The 16,624-nt window shown below is 52.3% G+C and carries 16 protein-coding genes; 1 reads left to right on the top strand and 15 read right to left on the bottom strand.

Annotated elements, in window-relative coordinates; genetic code table 11:
* Positions 1–204 precede the first annotated feature (204 nt).
* Positions 205–1,761 (top strand): YifB family Mg chelatase-like AAA ATPase, encoded by a 1,557-nt coding sequence (locus SBI19_RS18470; RefSeq protein ID WP_317970846.1) that lies wholly within the window; start codon positions 205–207, stop codon positions 1,759–1,761.
* Positions 1,762–1,782: 21 nt separating this feature from the next.
* Here SBI19_RS18470 and SBI19_RS18465 read toward each other — a convergent pair whose 3' ends face one another.
* The 15 genes from SBI19_RS18465 to smc all read right to left on the bottom strand — a co-directional run bounded on the left by SBI19_RS18465 (position 1,783) and on the right by smc (position 16,512).
* Entirely contained in the window at positions 1,783–2,163 is a 381-nt protein-coding gene (locus SBI19_RS18465) for a YraN family protein (protein WP_317970844.1), read from the bottom strand.
* Positions 2,156–2,479, bottom strand: coding sequence for an EscU/YscU/HrcU family type III secretion system export apparatus switch protein (locus SBI19_RS18460; protein ID WP_317970842.1), 324 nt, complete (start codon positions 2,477–2,479; stop codon positions 2,156–2,158). The genes SBI19_RS18465 and SBI19_RS18460 overlap by 8 nt, the downstream gene beginning before the upstream one ends.
* Positions 2,476–4,494 carry a RodZ family helix-turn-helix domain-containing protein gene (locus tag SBI19_RS18455; protein WP_317970840.1) on the bottom strand — a complete coding sequence of 673 codons (2,019 nt, stop codon included), beginning with the start codon at positions 4,492–4,494 and terminating at the stop codon, positions 2,476–2,478. The genes SBI19_RS18460 and SBI19_RS18455 overlap by 4 nt, the downstream gene beginning before the upstream one ends.
* Positions 4,495–4,937: 443 nt before the next feature.
* Positions 4,938–5,555: a ribonuclease HII gene (locus SBI19_RS18450; protein ID WP_317970838.1), complete on the bottom strand. Its 618-nt coding sequence runs from the start codon at positions 5,553–5,555 to the stop codon at positions 4,938–4,940.
* 39 nt (positions 5,556–5,594) lie between these two features.
* Complete coding sequence (gene ylqF, locus SBI19_RS18445; RefSeq protein ID WP_317970836.1) at positions 5,595–6,467, bottom strand: ribosome biogenesis GTPase YlqF; 873 nt, start codon at positions 6,465–6,467, stop codon at positions 5,595–5,597.
* A gap of 69 nt (positions 6,468–6,536) precedes the next feature.
* Positions 6,537–7,238, bottom strand: a complete 702-nt coding sequence (lepB, locus tag SBI19_RS18440) for a signal peptidase I (protein WP_317970834.1) — start codon at positions 7,236–7,238, stop codon at positions 6,537–6,539.
* A gap of 129 nt (positions 7,239–7,367) precedes the next feature.
* A complete protein-coding gene (rplS, locus tag SBI19_RS18435; RefSeq protein WP_317970832.1) occupies positions 7,368–7,709 on the bottom strand; it encodes a 50S ribosomal protein L19 in 342 nt (113 codons plus the stop codon).
* 146 nt (positions 7,710–7,855) lie between these two features.
* A complete protein-coding gene (gene trmD, locus SBI19_RS18430; RefSeq protein ID WP_317970830.1) occupies positions 7,856–8,644 on the bottom strand; it encodes a tRNA (guanosine(37)-N1)-methyltransferase TrmD in 789 nt (262 codons plus the stop codon).
* Positions 8,645–8,648: 4 nt separating this feature from the next.
* Positions 8,649–9,182 (bottom strand): ribosome maturation factor RimM, encoded by a 534-nt coding sequence (rimM, locus tag SBI19_RS18425; protein WP_317970828.1) that lies wholly within the window; start codon positions 9,180–9,182, stop codon positions 8,649–8,651.
* 217 nt (positions 9,183–9,399) lie between these two features.
* Complete coding sequence (locus tag SBI19_RS18420) at positions 9,400–9,633, bottom strand: KH domain-containing protein (RefSeq protein ID WP_317970826.1); 234 nt, start codon at positions 9,631–9,633, stop codon at positions 9,400–9,402.
* Positions 9,634–9,658: 25 nt separating this feature from the next.
* Entirely contained in the window at positions 9,659–9,931 is a 273-nt protein-coding gene (rpsP, locus tag SBI19_RS18415; RefSeq protein ID WP_191202427.1) for a 30S ribosomal protein S16, read from the bottom strand.
* Positions 9,932–9,970: 39 nt separating this feature from the next.
* Positions 9,971–11,338 (bottom strand): signal recognition particle protein, encoded by a 1,368-nt coding sequence (ffh, locus tag SBI19_RS18410; protein WP_317970823.1) that lies wholly within the window; start codon positions 11,336–11,338, stop codon positions 9,971–9,973.
* A 19-nt stretch (positions 11,339–11,357) separates the two neighbouring features.
* On the bottom strand, positions 11,358–11,693 hold the full coding sequence (gene ylxM, locus SBI19_RS18405; RefSeq protein ID WP_483312310.1) for a YlxM family DNA-binding protein: 336 nt from the start codon (positions 11,691–11,693) through the stop codon (positions 11,358–11,360).
* 170 nt (positions 11,694–11,863) lie between these two features.
* Positions 11,864–12,871: a signal recognition particle-docking protein FtsY gene (gene ftsY, locus SBI19_RS18400; protein ID WP_317970819.1), complete on the bottom strand. Its 1,008-nt coding sequence runs from the start codon at positions 12,869–12,871 to the stop codon at positions 11,864–11,866.
* 44 nt (positions 12,872–12,915) lie between these two features.
* Positions 12,916–16,512, bottom strand: a complete 3,597-nt coding sequence (smc, locus tag SBI19_RS18395; protein ID WP_317970817.1) for a chromosome segregation protein SMC — start codon at positions 16,510–16,512, stop codon at positions 12,916–12,918.
* Positions 16,513–16,624 lie beyond the last annotated feature (112 nt).

Genomic DNA, 16,624 nt, shown 5'->3' with positions numbered 1-16,624 from the left:
AGATGATAGCTATTGTCCGGTCCCAATGTAGTGTATCCCAAGATGCCTGAATTGACGCGGGATTGCCGTTCATTTTCTGCAGATTCGGTATCCAGTCGTTGACAGGCAATTGTTCTCCTATTATGATGATTACAATTTGATACAAATGGTACGGAACTGTAAGGAAGCACCTTCGTCCGATTAATGGCGGAGGTGTTTTTATTTATGTATGCGAAGATTTTAGGGGCAAGTGTAAGCGGTGTCGAAGGCATCATGATAACGGTTGAAGCAGATATTTCGGGCGGTTTGCCGCAAATCAATTTGGTCGGGCTGCCCGACAGTGCGATTCGAGAGTCGTCCGAGCGAGTGCGAGCAGCAATCCGCAACTGCGGCTTCCAATTTCCGATGAGCCGAATCACGGTCAACCTAGCCCCTGCCGATCTGAGAAAAGAGGGCACAGCCTTCGACCTGACGATTGCAGGCGCGATCTTGGTTGCGAGCGAACAGCTGCCAGCCGAAGCATTCGCAGGCATGATGTTGATCGGTGAGCTGTCGCTTAATGGCGAACTCAGATCCGTCACTGGCGTATTGCCGATGGTCGAACAAGCGATGCGCACCGGCATACGGCGCGTTGTGCTCCCCTCGGCTAACGCAGCGGAAGCTGTACTGATTCACGATCTTGAAGTATACGCAATCGATCATTTGAATGAGCTCGGCGCTTGGGGGCAAGGCGACAGCTGGAAGCAGTATTTATATAATGAAGACAAATCCACAAACCGCCGTTTATCCATTAGCGGAGATGCCAGCGGACAGGCTGCTCTTGACTATGCGGATGTGCTTGGCTTGCATGGCGCGAAGCGCGCCTTATTGATTGCAGCGGCTGGCAATCACAACTTCATGCTAAGCGGCCCGCCAGGAACAGGCAAGACGATGCTGGCGAAGCGGCTGCCCACTATACTCCCACCACTATCGGACGAGGAAGCGCTTGAGGTCACGAAGATCTACAGCGTTGCTGGCAAGCTCGGCAGCAGCCCCTCCTCATTAATTCGCATGCGACCCTTTCGCGCTCCTCATCACACGATTTCGACCGGCGGCTTGATTGGCGGGGGCACGATCCCTCGTCCAGGTGAAGCGACACTCGCACATCGCGGCGTTTTATTTCTCGATGAGCTGCCGGAGTTCTCGCGTCCGGCACTTGAAGTATTGCGTCAACCATTGGAGGATCGAGAAGTTACAATCGCACGGACGCGAGCGGTCACGAGATTCCCTGCCCGCTTCATGCTCGCGGCATCTATGAATCCATGTCCGTGCGGATATTGGGGCAACGAGACGGGAGATCGACGCTGTACATGCTCGGACACAGCCGTGCTGCGTTATCGAAGCAAGATATCCGGGCCGCTTATCGACCGAATCGATTTGCTGCTGGAAGTGCCGCGCCCCGCTTCGATCCAAGCGGCTAGAGTCGGCATGTCCAGCGGCGAGATGCATAACAGTGTCATGGCTGCGGTGGAACGGCAGAACGATCGTGCGAAGGAGATTGGAGTAAGAAGCAATGGAGAGCTGGCCGGCGCCTCGCTTCATCGTGCAGCCAAGCTGTCGAACGAAGCATCTGCGCTGCTTCGACACGCATTTGATTCTCTTGGCATTAGCTTCCGTGCACACGACCGGCTGCTTCGGCTTGCGAGAACGATCGCAGACGTTGACGGAAGCGATGAAATTCGGGAGATTCATATGTCCGAGGCTATTCAATACAGACGTGCGGGGGAGACGATAGGTGAATAGTACAGAGACATCGAACACATCTTAGAGGACGCCTTGCAGCTGATTGATATCTGCGGCTGTTCCGTCAGCCGCTAACGTAACGGTTATCGCATCGACACGTACAGGCATATGGTACAACTTGTTTGCCTGCAAGTAGGCCTCTGCGGCAAGTCTGATCCGATACGCTTTACGCGCATCGATCGATTCTAAAGCAGCACCGAAAGCAGAAGATGAACCTAAAGTCCTAGTTCTTACCTCTACAATGACTAGCGTTCCATTAAGCTCTGCTGCAATATCCAACTCGCCCGCTTTGCTGCGCCAGTTCCTCGCAAGAATTCGATATCCGGCTGCCGTCAGGAAGACGGCTGCCGCTTCTTCGCCCAGCCGTCCCGTCTCGATACGGCTCCTCTTCGGTTTAATCATCCCAACCTCCTGCCTGCTTATCCGAACGATAGATGAAGCTTAATATTTCAGCAACAAGTGTATACAATTCCGGCGGAATTTCCTGATCAATATCGAGCTTGGAAAGCACTTCAACGAGCGAAGCGTCCTCCTGTACGGGGACGCCATTCTCAGCTGCCTTCTCCACAATTGCATTCGCCAGGTAACCTCTGCCTTTCGCTACAACGACTGGCGCGGATCGCTCGCCAGGCTCATATTTCAATGCGACAGCTCTGCGTACAGGATCTGTCTTCTGATCATCTTCATTAGTCGAAGTCGATCTTGGTTTGTATTTCATATTTTGATATCGACTCCTCTATACGGTGTGCCGCCATACGCCGGGAAATCCGGCAGCGTCAGATCGCTGCTGTTCAATAATTCATCTAACTGATCGCCATTGGATAAATCACGTGTTGTCGGCTTTACATTAAAAGTCAGCAGCTGATAGCCTGCACGGTTCAATGCATCAGCCACTGCTCCGCGCTCGTTATCTGCGATCTGACTCATGACAGGATGGTCGTTCCATACATTCAGATTGACGATCTTGTCCACCACATGGACATCGACTACGGTATCGCCAAGCACCTTCAGATGTAGGTCGAATAATAGTCGGCAGTTCGCAGCATCGAGCTCATTCTTCGCCCCTCTTCGTGTCTGTACATGGACTGACGCCGTCTGACTGCCGTTCTCATCCTGAATCGGGATGAACAGTGTGACGTGAGTCAGCACTGACCCGTTTCGTTCTGGTGCAAGCATCAACTGCTGACCCGTAATATGATGGATCAGCTGCTGTGCTGTTTCTCGTAGCGGAGCAGGAACATCATCCATTGATGCAAGGGAAAGCAGCGTACTCTTCAAAGTATCGGATACAGCGCCCTCTGTCGGCCGTATCCCGTTCGGCAGCGGCAGTGCTGCTCCGTTCTCCAGCTGCTGGGATGATTGCACATGTACCAGCGTTGCAGCACGTACCTGCGCAGAAGATACGGTCTGGGACTGCTGCTGACCGTTATTTGCACGCTCCGCAGCAGCTCTAACATCTTCACCATCAGCAGGTGCTTCGCTCCCATTGACGACTGCTGACGATGCAGTTGGCGTTGTTGTTACTGGTTGACGAGCAGCAGGTGCAATGTCATTATCCGCACCTGTACTATTCGAGCCTCCTGCCTGCTTCGTTAGTACGGAAGCATCCAGCGCATCTGGATTGGACTGCGCTGCGCTAGCAGCTCTTGGACTTGAAGCCAACTGCTTTGCAGTCTCATGCAGCAGCTGCTGCTCATGATTGACGCCGAGCATTTGCAGCATTTTGCCGATCCATCCGTTTGTATCACTCCCCACACCGATTGAAGCTGCTGGAACTTGCACCGCTGTTGGTGGTCCGACTGTCGTTTTTACAGGCGCGTTGTCGATCTGACTGCCCGAACCGCCAGAAGCCGCTTTATTCATTGGCAGTTCAATCGTATCGCCAGGCAGCTCCATTGCTTCATATGCCGCTTTCTGCAAAGCAACCGGATTGATAACGGGTCTTGTATTCGAAGTGTTCAGCGCAGGATTCGATCGTTGTCCTTCACCTGCACGGCTGGACTCTGCATCTGCCGTTTCCGCGTTCATCGGCGCATTCGTCGTTGATTTCATTTCCGCCAAGATGGCCTTCAATCGCGCCGCTGTATCCCCTGCTTGGCTGTCCTGTCCTTGTGCCGAACTCCTGACCGCTTGCTGTGAGGACAAGTTATCTAGCTGCGTTTCTAATTCCGCTAACAATTGATGGACAGGCTTGCCGAACATAATCTGCCGCATCCCCGCAACCGTCTGCTCCGTAACCGGCATTCCCCGACGCAATGCAACAGCTGCTGCGTGCATCCATTCTTCTGGGTCAGCGCCCTTCGGCATCGACTCGGCAGCCTGCTTCAGCGCCTGCACCACATCACGAGTCAGAGGAATGCCATCCCGCTTCAAATCTCGGATAAGATCCATCGCCCACTTCGTCTCCGGCATTCCCGCTGCCTTCACAAGCTGACGAATCGAATCTTCTGAAGCCTGATCTCCTGCTGTATCAACGGGCTTCAGCACAATCGATTCCGGCGTCGACTCAGGCTGTACCTTCAACATCGCTGTCTGGCCCGGAGCTAGCGGTGTCTCCAGCTTCGCGCGCACCTGAACACCGTTAATTTGAACGATAGCATCCTTGCTGTCGCTCTCCACCTTCATGACAACGCCCCGCACGACTTGCCCGGCTTTCAATTCTACCTTCCGGGCATCGCCGCTCTTCACATCACCTAGCAGACCTCTCATCATTTGCGTAATGTTGTTGTTCAAGGTGTCTTCCCCTCAATCTTCACGAATCTATATGAACGATATATCGGCATAAGGTGTTCAAGAGTAAACCGTTATGAATAAAAAAATGCCCCGACCGACACCAGCTTCAACAGAAGCATGTCTTCGAGGCGAGTACATTGCATGGTATTCCTTCATTAGAAATGTGTGTTCAAAAAGTTCGGTTGTCAGCACCGAGAAGATTGCGAGAACCTGAACAGCTTATGCTTACGAAGCAGTTATTTGCTCGCAGGTTGTAACGCCCGGCGTATCGCAAATAACTTCAGGAGGAACGGAGTGTAGGCAAACCCTACATAATACAAGGTTTCCAGCGGAAACCTGCATCGGAAGCATAATCCCCGGACTCCGAAGGTGAACGCAAGCTTCGACGTCGAATAAACTTCCTGACTCTCTTCGTGATCACAAGCGGACTTCTTGAACAACCTCTAGAAGAGCACTTGCTGCTCCATTTCCGCCATAATATTGCCAAGGAACGATCTGCGATGCATCGGCGTTGGACCGAGCGTCAGCAAACTTTCCCGATGAAGCTTCGTCGCATACCCCTTATGTATGGCAATTCCATAGCCTGGGTAAAGCATTTCCCATTCCGTCTTGCACAGCCGGTCGCGCGTCACCTTCGCAAGAATCGATGCCGCTGCTATCGATTGACTCGTTGCATCGCCTTTAATGATCGCTTGCTGCGGAATATCCAGATCAACCTTCTCCGCATCCACGAGCAAATGCTCTGGGTCAGCACCCAGCGTCTGTACGGCACGTTTCATTGCAAGTCGGGAGGCCTGCTTAATATTGATCCGGTCGATCTCAGCGGAATCGATACGAGCGACCGACCAGTAGAGCGCATGTTCAATGATGACTTCGTACAGCTCTTCCCGTTTCTTCTCCGACAACTTCTTGGAATCATTGATTCCATCAAGAATTAAGCCCGGCGGCAGCACGACTGCTGCAGCGACGACGTCACCGAACAAGCATCCGCGCCCGACCTCATCGATCCCCGCGATGAGCGTGCACCCTTGCTCCCACAATTGTTTCTCATAATCCAGCATTCCCGCATCTCCCATGACGGTTATTTCTGGCATACTGCCTTAATAGGTCGACGCCGATTCGAGGGTTAACCTTCCTAGCTTACCTGCACGAAGCTCGCGCAAAATAATGCCGGACGTTTTCTCGAGATCCACGCGTCCGCCACTGATGAGGCATCCGCGTTTACGGCCAATCGCTTCCATAATACGGACGATTTCTTCCGCATCTTCCGTATCGCTCGGACGCTCCGCTTCAATCCCATAACGCTCCACGAGCGTATCCCAGTATCGATTTATAAGCTCACGCGTTGCATAGAAAGCAATATCTTGAATATCGAGAATTTGCTCTTTAATCGCACCTGTCATCGCTAACCGATAGCCTACAATCTGATCATCGAATTTGGGCCACAGAATACCCGGCGTATCCAGCAGTTCCATCTCTTTGCCAACTTTGATCCACTGCTGACCTTTCGTAACACCTGGACGGTCGCCAGTAATCGCAATGTTGCGGCCTGCAAGTCGATTGATCAGCGTTGATTTGCCTACGTTCGGGATACCGACGATAAGCGCACGGACTGCACGCGGATTTATGCCTTTCGCCAACTGGCGATCAATTTTCTCCTGCATAAGGTGACGTGCCAGATCCGGAATTTCACCTACACGTGTACCTGTCGATGCATCAACTGCAATACATTCATGTCCATCATATTTAAAACGCTCAATCCATGCTTCTGTTTCTCTTGGATCCGCCAGATCGCTCTTGCCTAGCACGATCAAACGTGGTTTATTCTGAAGAATATCATCAACCATCGGGTTACGGCTGGACAGCGGAATGCGCGCATCCAGCAATTCGACAGCAAGATCGATAAGCTTCAGCTTGTCTTGAATTTGTCTCCGGGCTCTGGTCATATGCCCCGGGAACCATTGAATACTCATTTTGTCACCTCATAATCAACATGCCTCGCGGACCTCTGCAATCGCAGCATCCACGAGGCATGTCATATTTCAATGATGTTTTACAATCTTCGCTTTATCGAGCGGCCAGAAAATAACATCGCTGCGTCCGATGACTTCATCGAGCGAAACAAAGCCAATCATCCGGCTGTCTTTGCTTTCTGGTCGATTGTCGCCGAGAACGAATATATGCCCCTCGGGAACAACCGATTCGGTAAAGCTTTCATTCGGGAATCCACCGTTCGAGTACTGTCCGTTATTATAGTCATGGCCTTCTGCGTGAGCTTGGTCAATCGCTTCTTTTATGTATGTCTCATCGACCTTCTTGTCATTCACATACAGCTCATCGCCTTCGTAACGAATCTTGTCGCCTTCCACGCCGATAACGCGTTTAATGAAATTGCGACCTTCTTCTGGAACGTGGAATACGATGACCTCACCGCGTTTAGGCTCACGGATCTTGTACAGAATTTTGTTGACGATGACGCGCTCCCCAGTCTGAAAATTCGGCTGCATCGACGGACCATCAACAATAAAGGGCATAAACAGCAGCCAGCGAATGATGAGCACGAGTATGACCGCGATGGCAATCGCTTTAACCCATTCAAAAATCTCTTTGCCGAATTTGCTTCCAGCAGTCGCTGTTGAATGACCAGCTTGTACACGATCTTCAACATCGTGCGATGTTTCTCTCACTTCCGATGAAGCTTGATGCTGTTCTTCTTCTTGGCCTTCGAATCGATTGTTGTCCATACGCTCACCTTCTTCGCTCAATCTTATCAATCATGCTTGCGTGCAGCATCTGCCACAGCTGTTACGATTAATTATACCCAAGAAACGCGAAGAGGAGCTTGTATTGGCAAGCCCCTCTCGACGATCCGATTAACGGATTTCTTTAATTCTAGCTGCTTTACCGCGCAGTTCACGCAGGTAATAAAGTTTCGCACGACGAACTTTACCACGGCGAGCCACTTCAAGTTTATCGATCTTCGGCGAGTTCACTGGGAACGTTCTTTCCACGCCTACGCCGTAAGAAATCTTACGAACCGTGAACGTTTCGCTGATACCACCACCGCGACGCTTGATTACAACGCCTTCGAACAACTGGATACGCTCGCGCGAACCCTCGATGACCTTAACGTGTACTTTCAGCGTGTCGCCTGGACGGAAGCTAGGAATGTCTTTGCGCAGTTGTTCTTGCGTAATCGCTTGTACAATATTCATCTTGTATTCACTCCTTCCCCCATAGACGTTCTTATGAGCTCACCGACTCCGTATAGCAAGTCAGGTCATGGCTTATAGCGGACCGTCCGACTTTCGCACAACATCTGAAATTTTATCACAGTATGGGCCAAAACACAACCACTTATCTATTCTTTTTCTGCACGATCGACATGTTGTTGGGCTTCTCGTTCCATAAGACGTTCTTCACGCTCACGAAGTCCTGCAAGCCAGACACGTTCCTTTGCGGTCAACTCCGCCTGCTCCAGCAGATCAGGGCGCCGCTTGAATGTCCGAAGCAGCGACTGCTCGCGCCGCCACGCATCGATCTTGCCATGATGGCCCGACAATAATACTTCTGGCACTTCCCAGTCTCGGAATACAGCTGGGCGCGTATAATGCGGATACTCTAGCAATCCCGTACTGAATGAATCCGTAACAGCGGACGTTTCATTGCCGAGGACACCCGGCAGCAGCCTGGCCACACTGTCGATGACGACCATAGCAGGCAGCTCGCCGCCTGTAAGCACGTAATCGCCAATAGACAACTCATCGGTGACTAGATGCTCGCGAATACGCTCGTCGTAGCCCTCATAGTGTCCGCATACGAAGATAAGATGCTCCTCGCTCGACAGCTGTTCTGCCTTTTGCTGCGTGAATGTCTCCCCTTGAGGGCACATCAGAATGATACGCGGACGAGGGCCATCCGCAGGTACAAGGCTTTCAACCGCTGCGAACATCGGCTCCGGCTTCAGCACCATTCCGCCGCCACCGCCATAGGGATAGTCATCTACCGTGCTGTGCTTGTCCGTGGAGAACTGCCGGAAGTTAACCGCCGCAAGCGACACGATGCCCTTCTCACGCGCCTTGCCCAGAATGCTGGAGCTGAATACGCCGTCGAACATCTCTGGGAACAATGTCAATACGTCAATGCGCACGGCGTTAAATCAGCCCTTCCAGCAATTTCACCTTAATGACCTTCGCCGCAACATCAACGTTAAGAAGAACATCGTCAATGACTGGAAGCAGCACTTCCCGAGCGCGGCCGGCTCCATCCTTACCTTTGACAACCCATACATCATTAGCGCCAGGCGACAAAATATCCGTTACTTTGCCAAGCTCTTCGCCTTCGTCTGTGACGACTGTACAGCCAATAATTTGATGGTAGTAATATTCGTCCTCAGGCAGCTCTACGAGGTCGTTCTCCGATACCTTCAGCGCCCAGCCTTTGAACTTCTCAATATCATTAATATTGTCATAGCCTTTCAGCTTTACAATATACACGTTCTTCTGCAATCTGGCGCTCACAACCTCTACGTTAATGCTTGGAGCACCCTTCTCTTCATCTACGAGCGTCAGAACGCTGCCTTTCGCAAAACGCACCTCTGGAAAATCCGTCTGCGGCCATACTTTCACTTCTCCGCGAATGCCATGCGAATTGACCAATTTTCCAACTGTATACCATTTATCTGCCATATTACATTCGTTCCTTTCTCGACTCTAGCGTTACCTCATTTTTCCCTGTTTAAAAAGTCGGCTATTCAGCACCAGAGGCGGGCTCGTGTTCAATAGTCGACTTTTTAAGATGTAGGTATCACGTTTATTGTTTCCTGCACACTCGATAATCTATAAGTTCTTATGTATTGAAAAAGGGTTAGGACATTCATCCCAACCCTTAAGGTAGCTTGTTCGATTATGAGTCGATGTCGATCGTAACCCGCCGGCCGGACTTCACCGCAGCAGACGATACGACTGTGCGCAGCGCCTTTGCGATTTTGCCCTGCTTGCCGATTACTTTACCGACATCAGAAGGATGGACGGACAAGCCGAACACGAGATTGCCTCGTGCGTCCTCCTTCTCACTGACGCGAACGTCACTCGGATGATCCACTAGTGCCTTAGCTATGACAAGAATTAATTCTTTCATCTTCAGGCCCTCCACAATTCAACAGTTATTTCTGTTGCTTGAGCTCATGGAATTTCTTCATGACGCCTACTTGCGAAAGCAAGTTGCGAGCCGTGTCAGATGCTTGCGCACCGTTCTGCAGCCATTTCAGTGCTTTCTCTTCATCGATGTTCACTTGTGCCGGTTGTGCAACCGGATTGTACGTGCCGATTTCTTCGATGAAGCGGCCGTCACGCGGGGAACGGGAATCGGATACGACTACACGATAGAAAGGGTTTTTGTGAGCACCCATACGTTTCAGACGAATACGAACTGCCATTTTGTTTCACCTCCTTACAAGAATCAACTGCCGAACCCATTAGCGAGGGAATTTCATCCCTTTGCCCATAAGGCCCTTCAAGCCTTTCATACCTTTGCCGCCTTTGCCCATCATGCCGGAAAATTGCTTCATCATCTTGCGCATCTCTTCGAATTGCTTGATGAGACGATTGACTTCCGCAATGTTCGTGCCGCTGCCGGCTGCAATCCGTCTACGGCGGCTATAGTTGAGCAGATCTGGATTCCGCTTCTCATCCGTCGTCATCGAGCGTACGATCGCTTCGACGCGGTTGATCTGCTTATCATCGACCTTCATGTCTTTCATGCCTTTGACCTTGTTCATGCCTGGCAGCATGTCGAGCAGCTGATCCAGTGGACCGAGCTTACGAACTTGCTCCATCTGCTCGAGGAAATCCTCGAACGTGAACTCGGCGTTGCGCATCTTCCGTTCCATCTCTGCCGCTTTATCAGCATCGATGCTCGATTGCGCTTTCTCGATCAACGACAGCATGTCGCCCATGCCGAGAATACGGGACGCCATCCGCTCCGGATGGAAGGGCTCAAGCGGCTCGATCTTCTCGCCCATCGATACGAACTTGATTGGGCATCCGGTAACCGCCTTGACCGACAGCGCCGCGCCGCCGCGCGTATCGCCATCCATCTTCGTCAGTACCACACCTGTCAACTCAAGCTGTTCGTGGAAGCTCTTCGCGACGTTGACCGCTTCTTGACCCGTCATCGCATCGACGACGAGAAGCACTTCGTCCGGCTTTACTTCTGCGTGGATCTGCTTAAGCTCTTCCATGAGTGCTTCATCGATCTGCAATCGGCCTGCGGTATCGACGATCACATAGTCATGGCTGTTCGCTTTCGCATATTGGAGACCTTGACGTGCGATCTCGACCGGCGACACCTCGTTGCCGAGTGTGAATACCGGTGCTTTGATCTGCTCGCCCAACACTTGAAGCTGCTTGATTGCAGCTGGGCGATAAATATCACCCGCGATGAGCAGCGGCTTATGATTGCCCTTCATGAGCATCATCGCCAGCTTAGCGGTCGTCGTTGTCTTACCGGCACCTTGCAGACCCGCCATCAGAATGACAGTCGGCGGCTTGCTTGCCTTCGCAATCTTCGTTGCCGAACCGCCCATCAGTTCGATGAGTTCCTTGTGAACGATGTCAACTACGACCATGCCCGGTGTGAAGCTCTTCTGAACTTCGACGCCAACAGCCTGCTCCTTCACCTTGGCGACAAAATCTTTGACGACCTTGAAGTTTACGTCCGCTTCCAGCAGAGCAAGCCGGACTTCACGCATCGCTTCGTTAACATCGTCCTCCGACAGCTTTCCTTTGCCCCGCAATTTGCCGAACACATTCTGCAGCCTGTTCGTCAAGCTTTCAAACGCCATGATGATTCACCTGCCTTTATTATTTGTTTCTCGTTTGCTCCGCGTGGCGAAGCGAATCTGCAATACGCTTCAGCGCATCGGTATGTGTCCCGTCTTGCGGCATCGTTGCGATATGGGCTTCGAGCTCATCCATGGCGCCTCGCAGCGCTTGGTGACGACCCAGCAGTCCTAGCTTCGCTTCGTAATTCTCAAGAACGGTTTCCGCTCGCTTTATATGTTCGTAAACCGCTTGGCGGCTAATGCCGACTTCCGCTGCAATCTCCCCAAGCGTAAAATCTTCAATGAAATACTGCATCAGAAACGTTCGTTGCTTATCCGTCAGCAGCGGCTCGTAGAAATCAAACAGCATGTTCATGCGATTCGTCTTCTCGAGCGCATCCGTGTGGGCGCTGGTCACGAGTACGTCCCCTTCCGTCAAGTACAATCACTTGACACTCACTTAACTTCTCCTATCATACAGGGCGAATGTAGAGGTGTCAAGCTTTTATACTTGTCAGCCGGAACAACCTTTGGAACGACGCTCCACTACTGCTGCTGCTCCTCATTGTCCTGCGTGTCTTTGCCTTGAATCAAGCCAGCGAACAACGCGTGTACGAACTGCTCGGAATCGAACGCCTGGAGGTCGTTCATCTTTTCCCCGAGACCAACAAGCTTCACCGGCAGGTTCAGCTCATTGCGGATCGCAATGATGATGCCGCCCTTCGCCGTACCGTCGAGCTTCGTGAGAACAAGGCCCGTAACGCCGCTCTTCTCGCCGAACAGCTTCGCTTGGCTAAGTGCGTTCTGACCTGTCGTCGCATCAAGCACGAGCAGCACTTCATGCGGCGCAGTCGGCACTTCACGCTGGATGACCCGGAAGATTTTGTTCAGCTCATCCATCAGATTCGTCTTGTTCTGCAGACGTCCGGCCGTATCGCATAGCAATACGTCTACACCGCGCTGCTTAGCAGCCTGCACCGCATCATACATAACAGCGGCCGGGTCAGCTCCCGAGTTCTGCTTGATAACGTCAACGCCTACACGCTGCCCCCATACTTCAAGCTGCTCGATCGCGCCTGCGCGGAACGTATCCCCTGCTGCCATCAGTACGCTTTTGCCTTCGGATTTGAACTTGTGAGCCAGCTTGCCGATTGTAGTCGTCTTGCCGACGCCGTTGACGCCAACGAACAGAATGACCGTCAGACCGCTGTCGGCCATCCGCAGCTCTGGATCGTCATTGCCCTTCAAGATTTCAACCAGCTTCTCGGACAGAATCGGTTGAAGTTCGGAAGCGTCTTCGATCTTGCGAGCTTTCACTTCTGCACGCAGGCTGTCGATAAGTCCAACGACTGTGTTAACGCCTACGTCCGCGCTGATGAGAATCTCTTCAAGCTCTTCGAAAAACTCCTCATCGATTTTCTTGCGGCGCGTAATCAGCTCTTCAACACGCTCGACGATAGCTTTGCTCGTCTTGACTAGTCCCTCTTTGAAAATATTCGTGACCGCTTCCGTCTTGGAAGCGATCGACTCCTTCAGCCGTTTAAAGAAACTCATATTATGCCGTTCCTTTCCTCTTCACATATCGATATCGGTATTGGTTAAGCTGATTCAGACTCGGATCCGTCATCGATGAACGCCTCGTCCTCAAGCCGGACGGAAACGAGCTTCGACACGCCGCCTTCTTCCATTGTTACCCCGTACAGCACGTCTGCTTCTTCCATCGTACCTTTGCGGTGCGTAACGACGATAAACTGCGTCAAATCCGAGAACTCGCGCAAATATTGGGCAAAACGCGACACGTTCGCTTCATCAAGCGCCGCTTCTACTTCGTCAAGGACGCAGAACGGAACCGGCTTCACCTGCAAAATAGCGAACAGCAGCGCGATAGCCGTCAGCGCGCGCTCACCGCCGGAGAGCAGCTGCAAGTTCTGCAGCTTCTTGCCGGGAGGCTGTGCCACGATATCGATTCCGGTATCGAGCACGCGATCCGGCTCCGCTAGAATAAGATCAGCGCGCCCGCCGCCGAACAGCTTGCCGAATACGACAACGAAGTGACCGCGGATCGCTTCGAAGGTCGTGCGGAAACGCTTCGACATCTCGTCGTCCATCTCTTTGATTACTTGGTACAGCGTCGTCTTCGCATCGATCAAGTCGTTCCGCTGCGTATCCAAAAACTCGAAACGTTCTTTCACCCGCAAATATTCGTCGATGGCACCCAAGTTAACTTCGCCGAGCGACGTAATCTGGCGCTTCAAATCGCGGACCGCGTTCTGCGTTGCGACAACATCCTCAGGCACCGGATAACGTTCCTTCGCCAGTTCGAAGCTAAGCTCATATTCTTCGCTCAGCTTGCGAAGCAGGTTGTCGAGCTCAACGTCGAGACGGTTCACCGCGATTTCGGTCTGCCGCATCTTATCTTCGGTTTCGCGAAGCTTGGCGCGCTGATCCCTAGTCTCACTCTCCCCATCCTCGAGACCTTTAATCATTTCGGCGCGCTGGGCACGCATAAGATCGGTGCGTTCAGCACAACCGTCCTTCTTCAGCTTCAAGGCGTTCAATTGTTCGATCTGACCGACAGATTCGGCAGCATGGCGCTCTTCGTCTTCCTTCAGCTGCTGATGCATGCTGCGAAGCGTGGACATCTCTTGCTTCGCGCGATTGACATCGGATCGAATTCTCGCAGCTTGATCTTCGAACGAGAATTTCTCCTGCTCAGCTTTCGCGACGGAAATTTTCAGATCGGTCAGCTGTCCTTGCAGCTCCTCACGCGCAGTCTCGGAAGCTTTACGACGCACTTCAGCCGCTTGAATATCGACCTGCAGCTTCGCCTCTCGTGCGGACAGCTCTTCCAGTCGAACCCGGGCCGCCTCTGCGGTAGCAACGAGATCCCGTTGTTCTTCCGCTTGTCCGGAACGATCCGCACTGTACAGCTGAAGCTGTTCCGTAAGCTGCTGCAGCTGCTTGTCCAGCTGCAACAATTCAGCTTTCAGCTGCTGCTCCTCGATACGAAGCTGCTCGCCCCGCTCGCGGAGCTCCTCGATATTCTGACTGCGAATCGACTGCTCCTTGCGAAGATCTTGCATTTTCTGCCGAAGTTTATCGGCTTGCGTTCTGCATTCAGCGATCTCATCGTCCATCTGCTCAATCTGACGTTGACGACCAAGCAGGCTTGCGCCTTTCTTCTGAAGGCTGCCGCCCGTCATCGAACCGCCAGCATTAACGACGTCGCCTTCGAGTGTAACGACCCGGTAACGATATTGGCACTGGGATGCGATTTTGTTCGCCTGTTCAAGGTTCTCCGCGATAATGACGTTGCCGAGCAAGCTCGAGACGATGTTCTCATACTGACGATCCGTCGAAACAAGATCAGCGGCAATGCCGACAAAACCGCTGATCGAGGCTGCATTGCGGCGATCGGAGTCGGGCACGTTCCGTCCTCGAATAACATCGAGCGGCAGGAATGTAGCTCGTCCGAGCTGCCTTGACTTCAGGAAGCCGATCGCGGCACGCGCAGTGCTCTCATTGTCCATAACGACATGTTGCAGCGCGCCGCCGAGTACGGTTTCGATCGCCGTCTCATACTTCTCAGGTACACGAACAAGCTCCGCGACTGCACCATGAACGCCATTCAAGCCGCCCTGCTGCTTGCGGGATGCCTTCAGCACTTCCTTAACGCCGTGCATAAAGCCATCAAGCGCATCCTGCATTTCTTTCATTGTATCGCGGCGAGATACGAGCGCATCTAGACGCTGCTCCCACTTGCGAACCGTCTGCTGCGTTTCCTCATACACCTGATACAATGATTGCGAATGCTCGCTTTCATCGGTATACTTCTGCTTCGCTTCCTGCAGCGATTCCAGCGTCGACTTCAAACGAGCTGACAGCTCGCTTCGTCTTACTGTGAGTTCTTCCTGCTGCTGCTTCCACTTCGCTTCCTCGTCGCCGATTCGCTCAATTCTGCGCTGAACATTGTCCTGCTGCTGCTCCGTATATCGAATCTCGTTGCGGGCTTGCGCCATCGCGCTGAGTACATCCAGCAATTCCGTCTTCAGCGATTCTTCGGCCTCTGTGCCCGCTTCCCCAGCCGTTCCGGCCAGTTGGGATTCTTCATCATGAAGCTGCTGACGCAGTCTTGCAATCTCTTCTTCAAGAGACGCTGACTTCGCCCTGAAATCAGCCTCTTCCTTCATTAATGCAGCAATCCGGTCGTCCAGCGTCGTCATCGATTCTTCCAACTGGCGCTTATTCTGCTCCAAGTTGCGCTTGCGTTCCTTCAATACTTCTCCGTAGCCTTCGCACTTCTCGTAGTCTTCACTTAGCTGAAGCATAAGCTCGTGAAGCTGATCGAGCTCCTGCTCGACCTCGCGAAGACGCATCCGATCCTTCTCGAGCAATGCATCATGTTTGCTGACGACGGAAGCATACGAAAGCCGCTCGCGTTCGAGTTCGGCGAGCTTGGCAGTCGATGTATTCCATGACGCATGCACCGTCTCGATTTGATGAACATACATCGATATTTCTTGCGTTTGCAGTTGTTCACGCAGCGACTTGAACCGAATCGCTCTCTCCGATTGCTTACGAAGCGGTTCAACCTGGTCCTCTAACTCTGATACCAAGTCGTGAATACGAAGCAGGTTATTCTCCGTCTCATCCAGCTTGCGCTGCGCGTCGCGTTTGCGCGATTTGAACTTAACGATACCGGAAGCTTCCTCGAAAATGCCGCGGCGATCTTCCGAACGTGTACTTAATATTTCTTCAATCCGACCTTGTCCGATAATCGAGTAGGCTTCTTTGCCGATACCGGTATCCATGAACAGCTCGGTAATATCTTTCAGCCGGCATGGCTGCTTGTTGATCAAATATTCACTATCGCCGCTTCGATGCACACGTCGAGTTACGGTTACTTCATCGTATTCCAGCGGAAGCGCATTGTCGCCATTATCGAGCGTCAGCGATACCTCTCCGATGTTAACCGCCTTACGAGCATCTGATCCGGCGAAAATAATATCTTCCATCTTGCCGCCGCGTAAGCTCTTGGCACTCTGTTCGCCAAGCACCCAGCGAATGCTGTCCGAAATGTTGCTCTTGCCGCTGCCGTTAGGACCAACGACGGCTGTAATGCCGCGTACGAATTCCAGTTCTGTTTTATCGGCAAACGACTTAAAACCTGATAGTTCGATCCGTTTCAGGAACATGTTCTCGGATTCACCTCATCGACTATTGTACCATAATGCAGTGGAAAGGTCAGGACTGAGCTGTGATACGCCTTGCTGAGGTTGTTCAAAAAGTCCGCTGCCGATCTCTTTT

The sequence above is a fragment of the Paenibacillus sp. CCS19 genome (assembly GCF_033239625.1).
Lineage (GTDB): Bacteria > Bacillota > Bacilli > Paenibacillales > Paenibacillaceae > Paenibacillus_T.
The sequence above is the reverse complement of the archived record's forward strand: the minus strand, read 5'-3'. Positions and strand labels throughout refer to the sequence as shown.